At 39.1% G+C, this 17,354-nt stretch carries 15 protein-coding genes; 5 read left to right on the top strand and 10 right to left on the bottom strand.

Annotated features, from left to right (window positions below; all coding sequences use genetic code 11):
* Positions 1-750 precede the first annotated feature (750 nt).
* A complete protein-coding gene (locus HUU81_RS17005; protein ID WP_199610080.1) occupies positions 751-1,377 on the bottom strand; it encodes a c-type cytochrome in 627 nt (208 codons plus the stop codon).
* Positions 1,378-1,633: 256 nt separating this feature from the next.
* Here HUU81_RS17005 and yihA point away from each other — a divergent pair, with 256 nt between their 5' ends.
* Positions 1,634-2,329 carry a ribosome biogenesis GTP-binding protein YihA/YsxC gene (gene yihA, locus HUU81_RS17010; RefSeq protein WP_199610081.1) on the top strand — a complete coding sequence of 232 codons (696 nt, stop codon included), beginning with the start codon at positions 1,634-1,636 and terminating at the stop codon, positions 2,327-2,329.
* 568 nt (positions 2,330-2,897) lie between these two features.
* Positions 2,898-5,588 (top strand): AAA domain-containing protein, encoded by a 2,691-nt coding sequence (locus HUU81_RS17015; protein WP_199610082.1) that lies wholly within the window; start codon positions 2,898-2,900, stop codon positions 5,586-5,588.
* Between the two features lie 71 nt (positions 5,589-5,659).
* Here HUU81_RS17015 and HUU81_RS17020 read toward each other — a convergent pair whose 3' ends face one another.
* The 7 genes from HUU81_RS17020 to polA all read right to left on the bottom strand — a co-directional run bounded on the left by HUU81_RS17020 (position 5,660) and on the right by polA (position 13,335).
* On the bottom strand, positions 5,660-6,196 hold the full coding sequence (locus tag HUU81_RS17020; RefSeq protein WP_199610083.1) for a DUF1697 domain-containing protein: 537 nt from the start codon (positions 6,194-6,196) through the stop codon (positions 5,660-5,662).
* Between the two features lie 25 nt (positions 6,197-6,221).
* On the bottom strand, positions 6,222-7,256 hold the full coding sequence (locus tag HUU81_RS17025) for a metallophosphoesterase (protein ID WP_199610084.1): 1,035 nt from the start codon (positions 7,254-7,256) through the stop codon (positions 6,222-6,224).
* Positions 7,257-7,306: 50 nt separating this feature from the next.
* Positions 7,307-7,792: a pilin gene (locus HUU81_RS17030; RefSeq protein WP_199610085.1), complete on the bottom strand. Its 486-nt coding sequence runs from the start codon at positions 7,790-7,792 to the stop codon at positions 7,307-7,309.
* A complete protein-coding gene (locus HUU81_RS17035) occupies positions 7,789-8,646 on the bottom strand; it encodes a hypothetical protein (RefSeq protein WP_199610086.1) in 858 nt (285 codons plus the stop codon). The genes HUU81_RS17030 and HUU81_RS17035 overlap by 4 nt, the downstream gene beginning before the upstream one ends.
* 121 nt (positions 8,647-8,767) lie before the next feature.
* Positions 8,768-9,694: a M14 family metallopeptidase gene (locus HUU81_RS17040; protein WP_199610087.1), complete on the bottom strand. Its 927-nt coding sequence runs from the start codon at positions 9,692-9,694 to the stop codon at positions 8,768-8,770.
* 51 nt (positions 9,695-9,745) lie between these two features.
* The gene (locus HUU81_RS17045; RefSeq protein ID WP_199610088.1) at positions 9,746-9,967 is read right to left on the bottom strand and encodes a DUF6500 family protein; all 222 of its coding nucleotides are present in this window, start codon (positions 9,965-9,967) and stop codon (positions 9,746-9,748) included.
* 593 nt (positions 9,968-10,560) lie between these two features.
* A complete protein-coding gene (gene polA / locus HUU81_RS17050; RefSeq protein ID WP_199610089.1) occupies positions 10,561-13,335 on the bottom strand; it encodes a DNA polymerase I in 2,775 nt (924 codons plus the stop codon).
* Positions 13,336-13,854: 519 nt separating this feature from the next.
* Here polA and elbB point away from each other — a divergent pair.
* On the top strand, positions 13,855-14,511 hold the full coding sequence (gene elbB / locus HUU81_RS17055; protein WP_199610090.1) for an isoprenoid biosynthesis glyoxalase ElbB: 657 nt from the start codon (positions 13,855-13,857) through the stop codon (positions 14,509-14,511).
* A 92-nt stretch (positions 14,512-14,603) separates the two neighbouring features.
* On the opposite strand, the gene HUU81_RS17060 is transcribed toward elbB, so the two are convergent.
* Positions 14,604-15,593, bottom strand: coding sequence for a DNA topoisomerase IB (locus HUU81_RS17060; RefSeq protein WP_199610091.1), 990 nt, complete (start codon positions 15,591-15,593; stop codon positions 14,604-14,606).
* Positions 15,594-15,790: 197 nt separating this feature from the next.
* Here HUU81_RS17060 and HUU81_RS17065 point away from each other — a divergent pair, with 197 nt between their 5' ends.
* Positions 15,791-16,429 carry a helix-turn-helix transcriptional regulator gene (locus tag HUU81_RS17065; protein WP_199610092.1) on the top strand — a complete coding sequence of 213 codons (639 nt, stop codon included), beginning with the start codon at positions 15,791-15,793 and terminating at the stop codon, positions 16,427-16,429.
* 157 nt (positions 16,430-16,586) lie between these two features.
* Complete coding sequence (locus HUU81_RS17070; protein ID WP_199610093.1) at positions 16,587-17,066, top strand: aminoacyl-tRNA deacylase; 480 nt, start codon at positions 16,587-16,589, stop codon at positions 17,064-17,066.
* A gap of 44 nt (positions 17,067-17,110) precedes the next feature.
* On the opposite strand, the gene HUU81_RS17075 is transcribed toward HUU81_RS17070, so the two are convergent.
* Positions 17,111-17,326 (bottom strand): hypothetical protein, encoded by a 216-nt coding sequence (locus tag HUU81_RS17075; protein ID WP_199610094.1) that lies wholly within the window; start codon positions 17,324-17,326, stop codon positions 17,111-17,113.
* Positions 17,327-17,354: the final 28 nt, after the last annotated feature.

Here is a 17,354-nt window from a genome sequence, read left to right on the forward strand (position 1 = left end):
CGTGTATGTATTTCTTTTTATTGGTCTTCCGCTAACGCTTTCTTAGTTCGTCCCTAGAGCATCCCTATCGTATAGCAGCAAATACATCATTGTTGTGTATTTCTCTATACCCAATTAGGGTCACTTCCTTCTTTCGCTATCCTAGTCGTTTTGCCCTGCTTTATTATTTTTTTATTGTTATTATTTTTGTTGCTAAGCTCAGTGGTTTAATACAGTTAAATCTAACTGCCAACCCTGTTGTTAAACGACGGTAAACAATTTACTGAATCCTCAATTTCAAACAACACCTTTTTACAAAAAAAATGAACTTTTTTTAAAGCGATTAAAAAAAGACCTATATTTTCAATAGTTAATGTTAAAAATAAATTTAATTAAGGCAATCTCTTACATTTATTAATGGGTAAAGTCTTACATATTTTGTGAGAGATATCTTACGAGCGGGAATAGCTAAAACAGCATCTAGAAGGCTATTTGAATTTTTTATTAACAATTTCAATCACTAATTAGTTAATATTATTTGGCAGCATGACAATCGCTAACAATAAAGCCAAAAGCGGTCTTACCAATGAACCTAAATTATAGATAGGGTCACAAATTTATTTTTCAACTGATCAAGAGCACTTTTATGCTTTTTTACTCCGTCACCAGCGCTATATATTAAAGATTAGCGATACATAAACAAAAAGGGCAGCCGTTTAGCTACCCTTAATACAAGTTTAAACGCTTTATCAGCGCGATATTTACATCTGACTAGTGTAAACCAGCAACATACTTAGAAAGAATTTCAATATCTTCATCAGTTAGCTTTTTAGCAATGTCGCGCATAATGGCATTCATGTCGTTTGCACGCTCACCACTACGGAATTTTTCTAACTGAATTTTTGTATAATTTGCATGTTGGAAAGATATCATAGGAAAGCCTGCAAGACTTTGACCTACACCACGCGGACCATGACACGCCTGACAAGCAGGAATACCACGCTCTAAGTCGCCACCACGGTATAACGCTTCACCTTTTTCAATCACGTTTTCTGGTGTTGCACCTTGCGTCATGGTTTGGCTAGCAAAAAATGCTGATACATCTTTCATATCTTGATCAGATAACGGCATCGCCATCCCACCCATTACTGGGTCAACTCGGCCTTCGCTACCGCCAGACGTCATGCCTAATTTAAATTCTTTTAATTGCTTATAAATGTACTCAGCATGTTGCCCTGCAATTTTAGGGTACATATCAACCATACTATTACCATCAGCACCATGACAAGCGGCACACGTTGCTGCCTTTGCTTTTCCAGCTTCTGGATCGCCCTCAGCCGCGTTTACACCGCCGACTAGCCCTACTAACAAAGTTAAAGATAGTGCAAATTTCTTCATGGTTATTTCTCTGTTTTGTCCCTGCATGTGCTGGCAGGCAAGTTATATTTATTTATGAACCGCTATATTTTACACAAATATTATGGCAGTAAAACTTCTAATGACAAAATTTCATAGAAAAACAACCCTCTTTCGTTGTTTCTTGGCTCAAAAGTTATGATTAGTTCTGATTTTGTACTAAACCGACTATAGCACCACCATTGTGCACCCTAGGGTGATACAGTAAAATAGCGCGAAATTTATATAGGAGCTTAGCGTGGCTAAATCTCGATTCAATTACACAGGCGCAACGTTTTTAACTAGCGCGCCAGATATTCGCAGACTACCTAACGGTGGAATGGAAGTCGCATTTGCTGGTCGTTCTAACGCCGGTAAATCTAGTGCCTTAAACACGCTAACTCACCAGAAAGGTTTAGCAAGAACCAGTAAAACCCCGGGTCGTACTCAGCTTATTAATGCGTTTGATATTGGCGAAGATCGCCGCCTTATCGACTTACCTGGCTATGGCTTTGCAAAAGTACCACTAGAAATGAAGCTGAAATGGCAAAAATCATTAGGTGAATACTTAGAAAAGCGCGAATGCTTACGTGGCTTAGTGGTATTAATGGACATTCGCCATCCGATGAAAGATCTCGATCAAGATTTAATTTTTTGGGCGGTAGACAGCAATATCCCTGTTTTAGTGCTACTTACCAAGGCAGATAAATTAAAATCCGGTAAGCGCAAAGCGGAACTGTTAAAAATTCGCGAAGCTTCACTCGCTTTCCAAGGTGATGTTACGGTGCACGCCTTTTCATCGTTAAAACACTTCGGGGTGAAAGAGCTATCGCAAAAACTTGATGAATGGTTCAGTGATGATTTTGGCCAAGATAACGCAGCAGCCAATGGCGCAAACAGTGAAGAGGCTCAGCACATCAGCACACTAGCTGACGAAGACGATCAAGCTTCATAGACTCAAAAATAAGCCCGTATCATAAGCCCACACCATAGATAAGCTGCAAATCAACTTTTGCAGCTTTTTTTCGCCAAGCCACTAGCCGCAAATATTTTCATTCAAACGCTACTACACCCTTCAATCAAAACCCGTCAATCAAAGAGTAAAGCACAGCCGCCTCTTAGTATGCTCCATCAACGCATTCAATAGTCGAAGATAGTCATACACAAGCATTACAGTATTATTCAGAAGAAAATCAGGCAAAAAAAAAACCAGCTGACAAATTCAGCTGGTTATAGCAATCGGGGAGAAGCTATTCAAATTGTTAAATCTACAGGGCGTTTTTAATCGAACAAATTAAAAACTGATGCCATTATACCCAACCAAATAAAAAATTAAAGTATTTACTCTAATTTTTTATTTCTGTAAATTATTGGCTGGTTGTCTATATAGTAAACTTTCCGCATAATAATGCTTGCCCTCTATATCGCGTCAACATCTCGATAGATTCAATAACCTGCAACAACTATATTTGTGGAGCAGTTGAACTACCAAGAAGTTTTAGTAACCTTATTGTGGAATCTTTGTGTTGAATATTAAAAACACCCTTTCTTATTATCGAGATTGCTATAAAGAAGACAGCGCAGATCTTAATTTATGGAATCTCACTAAACTAAATAGCGAAGATTACCTCATCTTAGAAGGGCAAGATGACTTAGGCTCTGGTTTTCTTCCTAGACTTCCCATACCTGAAAGTTTTGCTTCGCAAATGATAAAGCGTATCAATTTGTATCAAAGAGAACGAGTGCTACTGTATGCCCGCTTTATGATTACAGGAAGACTAGAGATAAATGGCGAAGTGAAAACTGTTGTAGCACCATTAGTATTCAATGAGGCTGAAATAATAAAAGATAAAGGTGATTATTACTTTTCATTAAAAAGTCACGTACTAGAAATTAATGAGTCATTAATTCAAACTCTCTTACCAGAAGGAAATAGCACTTTACAAGATGATAACTTAGGTGATTACCACTCTCCATCCTATTGGACTGCGTTATTAAAGAATAGCCCTCACAAACTAAACCTTGTTGAGCTACTAAATTATCCCTCACTTGTAGATGCCAAAGCGTTAAAAAGAGCACTTAGACAGAAAATACCCTCACTACTGCCAGCCTCTGTGCTTGCATTTGTTGAAAGATCAAAAAGCAATCGAGGTATTCTGCATGAGCTCGAAACAATAATTTCTTCAGATACATTATCACCTCCTTTAGCAAACCTTTTTGATACCTCTAACACGCCGTATTATCAGAAAAAACTAAAGTATGACTATCTGCCGGGGTTACTTTCCATTTCTCAAAAAAAGGTTATTTCCATTGCGGCGAATGCAAGTTTGGGCTGTGTTTCAGGGCCACCAGGAACAGGCAAAACTTACACAATTGCAGCAATAGCAGCAGAGCATATCGCAAGAGGTGAATCGGTACTTATTGTTGCAAACAATGAGACAGCTCTTGATGTAATCTCAGAAAAATTAGAGGGCAACTTTAATCTTGGAGATGTATCTATTAGGGCTGGTCAAAGTGAATTCCTAAAAAAGTTAAAAAGCTACATATCTGATCTACTATCTGGCTACTACTCCAACGATATACAAACACACCCTATAACATGCGAATCAGAGTTAAGTGAAATTAATAACACCTTAAATAAACTAGAAAAACGCTTTATTAAGTATTGTCAAAAAACGGTGTATAACGGCCAAAGAATAAAGCGCCTTGATGAAAGTAATTCGCGCTGGATGAAAAGCATATATTTAGCTTTTACTCGAAATGAGATCCACAGGTTAACCCAAGAGTGGTCCTCTTTAGAGAAGATCAACTCTAAGCAGTCAATACGAGAAAAGCTTGCAAGTAATTATCTAAATGCAATAAAAAATGAGAATTTAAAAACGCTAGTTGAAACGCATCGAAAATCACTTCAGGCCTTCAACAAGGCTATTCGTAGTCGAACATCAAAAAAACAATTCGAGCAATTTAACGATATTGAATACTCAGCACTACTGTCAGCTTTTCCAGTTTGGCTTGTAAGCCTAAATTCATTGTATCGAGTATTACCATTAAAAGCAGAAATGTTTGATTTAGTGATTATTGATGAGGCGACACAGTGCAATATTACTAGCTGTTTGCCTGCGCTATATCGCGCAAAAAGAGCGATAGTGATAGGAGATACGAAACAACTAAAACATTACTCCTTTCTCGCTAAAAATAAAGAGGCTCAACTCTTATCTAAAAATAACGTATCAACCAGTACTAATGGTGTACTGAGCTATCGAGACAACTCCATTCTAGATCTAGCATTATGTATGCTTAATAGCCATCAGCAACTTGCCTTTTTGGACGAACATTTCAGAAGCAAGCCGGAAATAATTCATTTTAGTAACCACTCTTTTTACCAAAATAAGCTAAAAGTTATGCAGCACAGACCCTGTACCAGTAGTGGGTATCTTCATGTTAAGCGAGTGAATGGCATTAGAAATAATGCAGGGATAAATGAGATAGAAGCATCGCACCTGATCGAATCAATAAAACAACAAATTAATGAAGATGGCCAAACGGGACTAATTCACAGTATTGGTGTTATTTCTCCATTTAGACATCAAGCAGAATACTTGTCTAAGACTGTTAATTCTTGTTTTACTGAGTCTGAGATCACTAAACATAAAATACGCGTAGCAACGCCGTTTGGATTTCAAGGGGAAGAAAGAGATGTCATGTTCATTTCTTTTGCAGTAGATAATAATTCAAAGAGAACTACGGCATACTTAAACAGAGAAGATGTGTTTAACGTCACCATTACTCGCGCAAGGCAGAAACAAGTGTTGTTTTTATCTATAGACGAAGCAACGCTTTCAGAAAGCAACTTATTGAAGCGATACATGAATTCAGTTGGTCAGTTTAAAGCGATTCATTTAACAAAGCCTCAACTTGACGAGTTTCAGAATGAAATTATATCGGAATTAAAAAAACTAAAAATAGAAACATGGTCTGGGTATACGATTGCGGGAGTTGAAATAGATATTTTGTGTAAACATAAAGATAAATATCTTGCACTTGACCTAATTGGATACCCTGGACCATGGGAAGGCTTCTTTGAGTTAGACACATATAAAATTTTCAAACGAGCAGGAATTGAGGTGTTACCGATTAGCTATAGCTTATGGGTTATCAATAGAAGTGTTTGTAAAGAGAAGATTGTAAATATGCTGGGCGCTAATCAAATATAAGTGATGACATAATCAAAGAGCCTGTATTGAACTTAGGACAACACAAATTTCCAAGCACTACTAGCTTAACTTTACTCAGATTTCATACTTTTATTTAGCAGCATGGTTTGTAACTTATTAACCGTATTTAAGTTTCTTCCTGTTGCATCAACACCAAGGCACTTTTCAATATTAGCAACTAACTTGGAACGGCCAATACCGTCAGGTGCATATAAATAAAACACATGATTATGGTATGCGTACAGCTCGGTTGGTGTTTTAAGCTGGTTAATCTTATCTAAATCAAGGCTAGGTTGTGGCTGGCAGAAATAATAATGCACTAGCTTACCTTCGCGCTGTTTAAACGGGTTATTTGCTAATGCTTCGTTAAACGCATCTAATGTGAGTATCATCAATGATGGTTTAAACGAAAATTGTTGCTCAATGGATTTTTGAATAGTATCCGTACATGGCAACTGTTCACTTTGAAATACTACGTTGCCAGTTTGAATGTAGGTTTGTATATGGTGATAGCCCAACGTTTCAAGCAAAGGCACTAGCTCTTTCATTGGCAGTAAGTTTTTGCCACCTACATTAATTGCACGTAAGAGCAGAATATAGGTACCCATAATGTATCCTTTACGAATTAATTGGTTATAGCAGCTTTATTTTTTCACCCGTATAGGTGCCGCGGTATGCAGACTGATTATTAAAAAGTAATATTTCACCGTCTTCACCGTTTTTGATGCTGGTATCAACAGCAAAAATGCGACCATCATTTAGTTGTTTTATTTCTTCGCCTGATGTGTGACCAACAACAATGCGTGATGCTTTTAATATACTAAGAATTTGATCAACCACTGTATTGGTTAACCCCGCATCAAAATACCCTCGGTACCAAATTGGCCCTGAAGAAGCATGTAACTGCGAGTAAATAGGGTGCTGCTTCACTGCGGTTTTAGACAAACCGATACTGGCTCGAAAATGCTGATTAATGTCGTGTAAATCTAGCTGTGAAGAGAGTAATTTTGTTGAAATACCGCCGTGTAAAAATACCGTATCATTAATTTTTATCACCGTAGCTTTTGATCTTAACCAACGACCTAAAACAGTTTGCTCATTAAACAGCGCCTTGTAATCCGTATTAAGTAACGTAGCCGTTTGATGGTAATTAGGGTGTAAATAATCTAGTCGACCACGTAATACCATGTATTCATGATTACCTAATAAAAAATGCACCTTACCACCAGCAGCCTTTGCCTGTTGCTCTAAATTGAACACAAACCATAAGCTATCTAGCACTTGCGGCCCTCTATCGAATATATCACCCGTAATGACTAAGTGTCCGTCTCCATATATCCATTGATGTTGCTGATTAATAACCTTGTTATTTTTTAAGATATTAAGAAAAATATCATGCTGACCGTGGATGTCACTGATTGCCGCAATATGAGTCACACCTTGATAGTACGTCGCTTCTGCAGCAAAGTCGGTAGGGAATGTTTGCTCACTACGTTGGACTATGACCTTACCGTTTTCAATCGACTTACTAATAAACTTATCACCTTCAATAAGAATATAAGGACCATCGTTAAACGGATTAGTGTTTATTGATTGTGCGGCTGCACTGATGCTCATTAACAGGTTGATGAATAAAACTAACCCTACAGCGTTATATGCGTGTTTCATTAAAAGGTAACCCTCAATAGTACTTTATCTTTTGGTACACAGTTATCTCGTTAAGCATCCATTTTAATGCAGTCGCCCGCTAGGTGCTCGACATCAATGTCTGTTTTATTTTGACCTATCGCAGTCATCCCCTTTACTGCCTCTGCATAGCCACACAGCCATGAAATAGGGCTAACTGCACTACCTTCAACGACCGCTGGACGAAAACTTAAATACTTTCCCTGTAACGGTTCCGGCACATTGTTGCCAAGAAGGATATGAATTGCGCCATTTTTAATTGATACACTTTCTATTTTATTAGAAATAAGCTTATCAGGCGCAGGCAACCCTGCTTGTTGGTTATTTTCAGGAAAGCGCAGATGTTTTCCATAATACTCAGTAACGGGTTGACGGATATTGTCAGCGTATTGGTAAGCTTCAACGACATGCGTTTTCAAGGTGTACATATGATATTGAGGTAATGCAACTGATGACAAAATGCCAACTATTGCGACCACAACCATCAATTCTATCAGTGTAAATCCATTTTCCTTCATGACATTACTTCTCCAATTGAAAAGATAGGGATATAAATATTAATAATATAAAATGCGATGCTGCAGAAAAGGATGGGTGCCAGTAACAGCTGCATTCTACTTATCATTTGCCACACTTTTTGTTCCAATCTCTCTGTGTGTTTATTAAATAAGCTAAATAATTCAATATTTTTATCTAATCCCAACTCACTTATTGTATGGATCTTTTTATACAGTTCGCTATCAAGGCTTTCATCTTTTATGGGCAGTGTAATAATATTGTTAAGTTCATTCACTTCTAACAATATTGACTTGGGTAAAATAGATTTCTGCCACTGAGTGGCTCCTTGAATGATGATCTTATCCATATTTTTGATCAACACACTGATCATAAAGCTAAACGCGATTATGCTTGCAGACACTATCAAGCCTACCATCCAAACCATATTAAATGCTTCAAAATAAGGATTATTTAATCGTGGATATTGCGCAATGAACTCAGAAAAAACAGGGTGCACAAACACCTTATGAACACTACTAAGCGCGATGTAAATCAACGCTAAAGACACCATATAATAAAGCTTATTTAATATTGACTCATACTTTTTTGACGCTTTTAGTTTCTGTTCTAAATCTAGCCCAGCATAATAAGCCAGCGCACTGTGCTCAACCTTTAGACCTGCACTCACTTGCTTATTGCTAACGACCGCGGCGCGTTCAAATAAGCTTTGCTGCGCTGGCTCAAGTTGATGATTTGAATGAAGTGTAGATAATCCACTGTTCTGATACTGCTGCTCGGCTTCAGCAATAGTTCGTCCTTGCTGTAGATATTGTGTGAAAAAACGGCACTTAAAATGAAACTGTGGCCAACTCATACTGTCCTTGTTTATGTGTAAATAAATGTGGGCTGGTATATTATATTTTTATTAATATTGTTGCAAAACATGTTCGTAAGTTATCAGCCCAATAAACCACTATCTATGTATACTCTTGCACTTACTCCACAATAAAAGCTAATCCACCCACGATTGCAGCCACTTGCGCATTAATACAATTTTCGTCGTCTACTTTTGGGCTGTCTGGGTAAACTTCCGTTGTTGTTTTATATATCGCATTCGTCACTCCCATACACAGCCCTAACCCTGCTGCTGCGTAATTAATGACACCTTCTTGCTCAATGGCGACCCCAATTAATTTGCCGTTTTCATCGGCTGGGGCTATATGAGTAACTTTCGCAACAGATTCTATAATAGCGGTTTGAAAGGCAGTTTGTGGCTGCTTAACGTCGGCAACTAAATAAAAGCCGTCTGGAATATTCCAATTAGTATGAGTAGAGGCGTCACGGGCAGCTAAAGCAGGTCGGAATTCGGTGTTGTCAGTATCGGTCGTTTCATGTAAATCGAAATGAGCAATAATTTCACTGGTAATGTTTGCTTGAATGCTAGATAGACACTCCATTAGCTTCGCTGACTCTTCCGCTGGGCTATTACTCAAAAATGAACGATTTGGATCGACGGCATTGGGATTCCATCGATTAATCGTTTCATATCCCCATGGACTCACACAGGGCACAACCAGAATATTAAATTGGTTCTGGTATTCAGTGGCAACGGTTTCCAAAAAACGAATCGCGCCATGAACCCCACTGGTTTCATAACCATGAACGCCACCAGTGACTAACACTGTGGGCTTAGTTTCGTCCCACTGCTGACTTTTCACAATGTATAGTGGATAGCGTGACTCATCATAAGAAAGCGCACCGTACTGCTCTACACTGAAACGGTTAGCTAACGGTGTTATTTTTGCTACCACTTCCTCTTGATATGAGCGCTTAACACTTTGCTGAGCCAGCCAGGTTTGCTTTTCTTCTTGTTGCCATTTTTTACCGGGTTGACCAATCGGATAAGCTTGCTGTTGAGTCATTGTTGTGCCTTGTATAATTTGTTCGTTTTAGTGTTAGCCATGAAACGCTAACTAGTGGTTTGATATTTCTATCATTTGTTTGATTTTTATCGCTTTTTCAAAATGATCTAGCTGATGAGTTTGAATCCACCAAGTAGCCACTTCCATTAGTTGCTCGGGATTATCGTTCTTATTCGCAAAAAAAGCGTAAAACGACAGCCCTACGTTGTTGCCCTTTTGCTTAATTTTTTGGTCGCATACAGCCAGTATCTTTTGTTTTAATTCCGCGTTCACGTTGCCTTTCCTTACATCAACTTAAGCGCTTAGGTTACTTATTTTATGCACAAGAAACTAGCCTAAATAGCTAAATATACTAGAAATTATAAACCGGTTGTATTGTGGCTTTGATAGTGACGTTAGATAAGATAAACGTGTGAAATGTGGGTAGTAGGTGAAGAAGAAAAATTGCCCCAGCAGGTGCCTGCCAGGGCTAAACAAAAGGTTTGAAGATAACAACCTTCGTACCTCTGTACCCTACAGGCGAAACTATACACACCTAATAAAGAAAATTAAAGCCTATTTTGTAATTTTATTACCAATAAACACTACAAATTATACGAAAACCATCAAAACAACTTGATATAACGGATAAATATTACAGTTTTGTGTAGGTTAATTTTTTAATAAGTCAATGCATAAATCGAAGTCAAAAAAAAACCCCGCCATCATGACGGGGTCAAAACTATTTACATAAAGGGAGAGAAAAAACTTTCTAAAACGTTACTGCTATTAAGTAGGACTAACCTGATCCCTAAAAGTTCAAATTAATTATCATTTTTTTAAATTAATTTTATTTTCTCAGTTCACCCTTGTTTTGCTTACGCTGATTAATGCGCTTCATCCCAACAATCACCCACATCAGCTTCTGCTAATAATGGAACATCTAAACTAGCCGCATCAGCCATAATCGCTTGTATTTTAGGTATCACTTGATCAACCGCTTCATTTTTTACCTCAAACACTAATTCATCGTGCACTTGCATGATCATGGTTACATCGTCACTGGCTTCCGCATCAATCCAGTTAGCAACTTTAATCATTGCTAGTTTAATAATGTCAGCGGCCGTGCCTTGCATCGGAGCATTAATCGCAGCACGCTCTGCGGCTTTTCGTCTGGCACCATTTTGTGCTTTAATTTCTGGTAAGTGTAATCGACGGCCAAAAATAGTCTCTACATAGCCCTTATCTCTTGCAGACTCGCGCGTACGTTCCATATATTCAAGCACACCAGGAAAACGCTCAAAATATAAATCCATATACTTTTGCGCTTCGCCACGCGGAATATTTAGCTGACGAGATAAACCAAATGCTGACATGCCATAAATTAAGCCAAAGTTTACTGCTTTTGCGCTGCGTCGTTGTTCACTAGTCACCTTGTCAATTGCCACATCAAACACTTCCGCAGCCGTTGCTTTATGAATGTCTTGGCCACTAGCAAATGCATTTAATAAGCCTTTGTCTTGCGATAGGTGCGCCATTATCCGTAACTCTATTTGTGAATAGTCAGCCGCCACAATTTTATGGTCTTTTGGTGCAATAAATGCCTGACGAATACGACGACCTTCCGCATTACGAATTGGAATATTTTGCAAGTTAGGATCGGTTGATGATAAGCGCCCTGTTGCTGTAACGGCTTGGTGATATGACGTATGAACTCGCCCTGTATGCTCGTTCACCATCAACGGCAGTTTATCCGTATAAGTTGATTTAAGCTTACTTAAGCCGCGGTGCTCAATAATGATTTTCGGTAATGGGTAGTCATGTGCCAATTCTACCAACACTTCTTCAGCAGTAGATGGTGCACCTTTTGGCGTTTTCTTAATAACAGGTAAGCCCAGCTGCTCGAATAAAATTTCTTGCAGCTGCTTTGGGGATGCTAAGTTAAACTCTTTACCTGCAATGTCATAGGCTTCTTGTTCTAGCTCCATTAAACGTACAGCTAACTGCTGGCTGTGTACGTTTAGCGTTTGGCTTTCAATTAACACACCATTTCGTTCTACTTGAGATAACACCGACACCAACGGCATCTCTATATCGTTAAACACGGTCAAAAGGCTTGGTTCTGCTTCTATTTTCGGCCACAGTGCTTGATGTAATCGCAAAGTAATATCTGCATCTTCCGCGGCATAAGGAGCAGCTTGCGCTAAGTCAATTTGATTAAAGGTTAATTGTTTTTTGCCTTTACCTGCAATCTCTTCAAAGCTAATGTTTTTATGCGACAGGTACTTAAGTGCTAAGCTATCCATATCATGACGCGAGCCCACACTATTAAATACATACGACTCCAACATCGTATCGTATTTAATACCACGTAATACGATGCCAGCACGTGCCAATACGCTTTTATCGTACTTCAAATTTTGGCCAACTTTGGCGTGTTCTTCGCTTTCTAATATCGGCGCAAGCGCCTTAAATACTACTGCTTTGGAAAGCTGTTCAGGTGCATCAATATAGTCATGGGCAAGGGGTAGATACGCAGCCAGTATTTTCCCGTCTTTTTCTACCGCAAATGACATACCAACCAACTCTGCTTTCATATAATCTAAGCTGGTGGTTTCCGTATCAAAAGCAAACAGTTCAGCTTCTTTTAATAAAGCACACCAGCTGTTTAAATCAGTTTCAGTTAATAGCGTTTGGTAAGCACTGCGATCGATGGTAGGCGCTGACTTAACAGGCTCTGCACCTAAATTGTGCTGTGCCGCCTGTTGAATTGGGCTTGTACCATCTAACACTTCTGCCAGCCAACGCCTAAATTCACAAGCGCCGTACAATTCTGCTAATCGATCAGCATCTGGCTCTGTCACTTTTAGCTGCTCGATGTCTTCGTCCACTTCAACATCAAGTTTGATCGTCGCTAATTCATAAGACAGTGTTAATTGCGCTTTGTGCTCTTGCAATTTTTCAGGCATTTTTTTCGAGCCGCGAAAACCAAGATCAGCCACTTTATCAATATTTTCATAAATACTTTCAATTGATCCCAAGCCCTGCAATAGTGCCAGTGCAGTTTTTTCTCCGACTCCTGGTAAGCCCGGAATGTTATCAATTTTATCGCCCATCAACGCTAAATAGTCGATGATCAGATCAGCTTCTATGCCAAATTTTTCTTTTACGCCTGCTGGATCTAATACGGTGTCTGTCATGGTATTGATTAACGTCACATGCTCATTAACCAACTGTGCCATGTCTTTATCACCCGTACTGATTAGCGTATGGTGACCTTGCTTAGCAGCATGACAAGCCAACGTACCAATCACATCATCGGCCTCTACGCCTTCAATGCTAATTAACGGTAAGCCCATGGCTTTAATGATGTTATGTAGCGGCTCTATTTGCGTACGCAAATCGTCCGGCATTGGTGGGCGATGCGCTTTATAGTCAGCATACATATCATTACGGAACGTAGGACCTTTGGCATCAAATACCACCACCATATGCGTAGGTTCAAACTGCCTAATTAAGCTTTTAAGCATGTTTACTACACCATAAATGGCACCTGTTGCTTCACCTTTTGAATTAGTGAGATGCGGTGGAGAATGATAAGCGCGAAATAAATAGGAAGAGCCGTCTACAAGAATAAAAGGATTTTGCGGAATCTGAGCCATTTTGATCTTCTCAATCACAAATTAATTGTTGTTTATAACAGAATATGAACCCTAGCGATCAATGTACTAATAATCAATAAAAACCTAGGTTTGAAGTGGGATCATGGGAATAACAAGTTGTGGATAACTTTGTTTATAAGATCAGCAAATATGCCTAAGGAGATCGTTCCAGAAGCGAAGCGCTGAACGTAAGTTTTTGAATTTTAATAAATAAAAGGAGAAATCTGACGATCCTTTTGTTTTTTATTATTATTTTCCATCGTGTGGAAAAGGATCTTAGTAGTGCTTATTATTTGCTGGTGACAGTAAACGTTTACTAAGCCCGTTCAAAATTTAACCAATAAAGGAAAAATCGGAGAGCTAGACTACCATAAACAAGGTAGATTAAAAGAAAAATATTAAACTTTTTTTAAGCTAAAAATACAGCCTTAAATAATTATTTAGCATAAGCTAGTATTTATGCGGTTTAGACGCTTAGGTTTAGCGATAACCTCTCATTATTTAAACAAAGGAGCACAAATGAAAAAAGTAGCAATTATTTTAAGTGGCTGCGGCGTATACGACGGATCTGAAATACATGAAGCCGTATTAACCTTACTTCATCTTGAAAAATCTGAAGCCAGCTACCAATGTTTTGCCCCTGATATTGAGCAGCACCATGTCATTAATCATCTTACTGGCGAAGAAACAAGCGGTGTAACCCGCAATGTGCTTGTAGAGGCGGCGCGCATCGCACGGGGTAATGTAAAACCACTTACTGAGTTACAAGCAGATGATTTTGATGCGCTTATTTTGCCAGGCGGTTTTGGTGCAGCTAAAAATTTATGTAACTTTGCAGTTAAAGGCGCTGAGTGTGAAATACACGAAGACGTACTGCAAGCCTGTAAACAATTTGCGGATGCCAAAAAACCTGCGGGCTATATTTGTATTTCACCTGTGATGATCCCACATATATATGGGAAAAATACCTCATTAACGATAGGGATTGACCGTGATACGGCCGCGGCCGTGCAAGCAATGGGTGGTGACCATGTAGACAGTACGGTGTCACAAATTGTAGTTGATGAAGAACACAAAGTTGTTAGTACTCCTGCTTATATGTTGGCAGGTTCCATTGTAGAAGCTAACTCAGGCATTGAAAAACTCGTGGCTAAAGTTCTCGAGCTCGCTAAGTAATTAGCAACATAGTATAAACAGCGATATTCACTGCATGCGTAGCAGTGAATATTGTTATCAACGATGTTACTGCCACCAGCGTGCTGTAACGGCTAATTAAGCACATCCATCAAAATACATTCCGATTCCGTTAACGCTTCATTCAATTCATGATCACATGGTAAATTATTCACAATGGGTAATTGGTTAGCTTTTATTGCCTTAGTCAGTTTAGGGTGTAAATAATAGTCACGACATATTTTTACTGTATTACCCAGCTCTGCGGCCACTAATTTAACTAATATATTAAAAATACTGCTACGTGGTTGTTGCTGTTTAATGTGTTTAGCCTCAGGATAAAGCTCAATGGCTAAGCGGCAAGCTGTCCACATGCGGAAATCTTTACAAGAAAACTCTGGGTGCATATAAGACTGAATAAATGCATTCACATCGTAATTATCCACATCCACCCATTGCCGCTTTTCGTTTTGATACCTGAATACATCGTAGCCTGGTTGATCAGCGCTTTGTTTTATTGCGTCCACCAGTGTTGGACATGAAATATTCACTTGTCGCGGTTTATTGCTTTTGCCTACAAAGCTGAACTGTAAGTCGTCTTTAACCAGTTGAATATGCTTGCGCCTGAGTGTTGATAAACCATAGGTGTCGTTCTCTTGAGTGTATTTGGCATTACCAATACGAATGCCTGTTTGATCAAGCACCAACACCATGAGTGCCAATACTTTTTCCTTCGACCAGCTATTTTGCTCCAGCAGTGAGACACAATAGCTGCGCATGGCGGGTAAATGCACGCCAAATTCAGTTAACTTGGCAAACTTTTTTTGCTGTTGACGCTGCTGCCAATGAGGATGGTAAATATACTGACGCCGCTCACGGCTGTCATGACCTAATGCCTGCAATTTAGCATCTGGCTTGTCATTAATTCTTACCTTTTGCCATGAAGGTGGAATGGTTAAATTTTTAATGCGCTTGAGCACTTGCTTACACGTTATCCATTCACCGTCTGGGTAGTTATAGCGAAATCCGCGCCCCCACTTGTGTCGGGCAATGATCAACTCTTCGATTGCATCTGCTCTTGCCATTTATCACGCCATCATAAAATAATGATTGATAAAGTTAGTACGCCATCTAGTGTTAAGTGGTTTTATTAAACCGATGAATATTTAACAGCCCACTAAATACTAAGCCAACTTGCTCAATACCCTTAAAATAAATAAAGTGTTTATCTTATTAAGTAGCGTTTATACTTGTCCTATACCAACATAACTCTTTTGTAATTATGGCTAAAAAAGTAAATAGTGAGCGAATTCTTTATCTATTAAAATCCGATGGGCCACAAACCGCGCAAACCTTAGCGCACACCCTTGATATGACCTCGATGGGTTCACGGCAGCACTTACAGGTATTAGAAAGTGAAGGGCTAGTAAGCACATTTGATAAAGCGGAAAAACGAGGTCGCCCCGCCAAATACTGGCAGTTAACGCCTGCGGGTCATCAGCGCTTTCCCGACCGCCACGCTGAACTCACGATTCAAATGCTCGATTCCGTTAAATCTATCTTCGGTGACGAAGGCCTAAATAAAATGATTACCCAACGCGAGCAACACACGCAAGCGCTTTACTTATCGTCTATTAAGCCGAGCGATAGCTTAGAAAATAAAGTGGCTAAGCTTACACACTTGCGAGAACAGGAAGGCTATATGGCCGTATATGAGCCTCACCAAAAAGGCTTTCTTTTAATTGAAAATCACTGCCCTATTTGCGCTGCAGCAGCAAGCTGCCAAAATTTTTGTCGATCAGAATTAGCAACTTTTCGAACCGTGCTTGGCGAAAGTGTGCATGTCGAGCGGGTTGAACATATTCTCAATGAAGCAAGACGTTGCAGTTATTATATTTACGAACAACCAGCCACTAAGTAGCTCACTTATAGAACAGGATAAACAGAAGTGGCTAGCCCGTGTTTTTTGGCCGCACAATATAGGTACCTATCACAACGCAGAAAACCAATTGACTGCTATAATTATAAGTCCTACAGCACGCTGAACCCAGCTAACCATTAATAAGTAGGAGGACAATATGACCGTTGCTAACCGAGTCTATTCATACTTAAAAAATAATCAAATTCCTTTCGATGTGGTTGAACACCCGCATAGTAACAACTCGCTATCTACCGCAATATCCTCTCAGATCCCATTTGCGAATATAGCTAAAGCTGTGATGTTGGCCGACCATGAAGGGAAAAAAGTAATGGCGGTGTTACCGGGCAATAACAAAATAAGCTTGTCGAAATTGAATGATGCTACGCACCGAGAGTTTCATTTAATTAACGAGCAGGAAGTATTTAAGTTATTTAGTGACTGTGAACATGGTGCTGTGCCGCCAGTCGCCAAGGCTTATGAAATGGATGCAGTATATGATGAAGCCTTGTTTGATCAAGCTGATGTGTATTTAGAAGCAGGTGATCATCAAACCTTAATTCACCTCAGCCATAGTGACTTTATTAAATTAACTAAGGGTTATAAAACCGCGCATTTTAGTAGCCAAGTGTTTCACTAATATTGAGACTAATACTAAGATTGTGCTCGCATACGGTGGTTGCGTTAATAGCCTGATGCGGGCATGTGCATGTAGTAATCTACACGGTTACGTAAGTGCTGCTGCAACTCGGGGTTATTAAACGTATCGCGAATTTTAAACTCGATATCCGCTTTACTCATTTTGCCAATTTTTACATTGTGTACCCACAACGAAGCCATTAAATCATGTTGAATGGCTTCTTGCTTAGCTTTTGGCCACTGTGCAATATTTACTGTCATTATTGAGGCTTCCAAAATAAAAGTGATA

The sequence above is a fragment of the Flocculibacter collagenilyticus genome, from assembly GCF_016469335.1.
In the GTDB taxonomy this organism is placed as follows: Bacteria; Pseudomonadota; Gammaproteobacteria; order Enterobacterales; family Alteromonadaceae; genus Flocculibacter; species Flocculibacter collagenilyticus.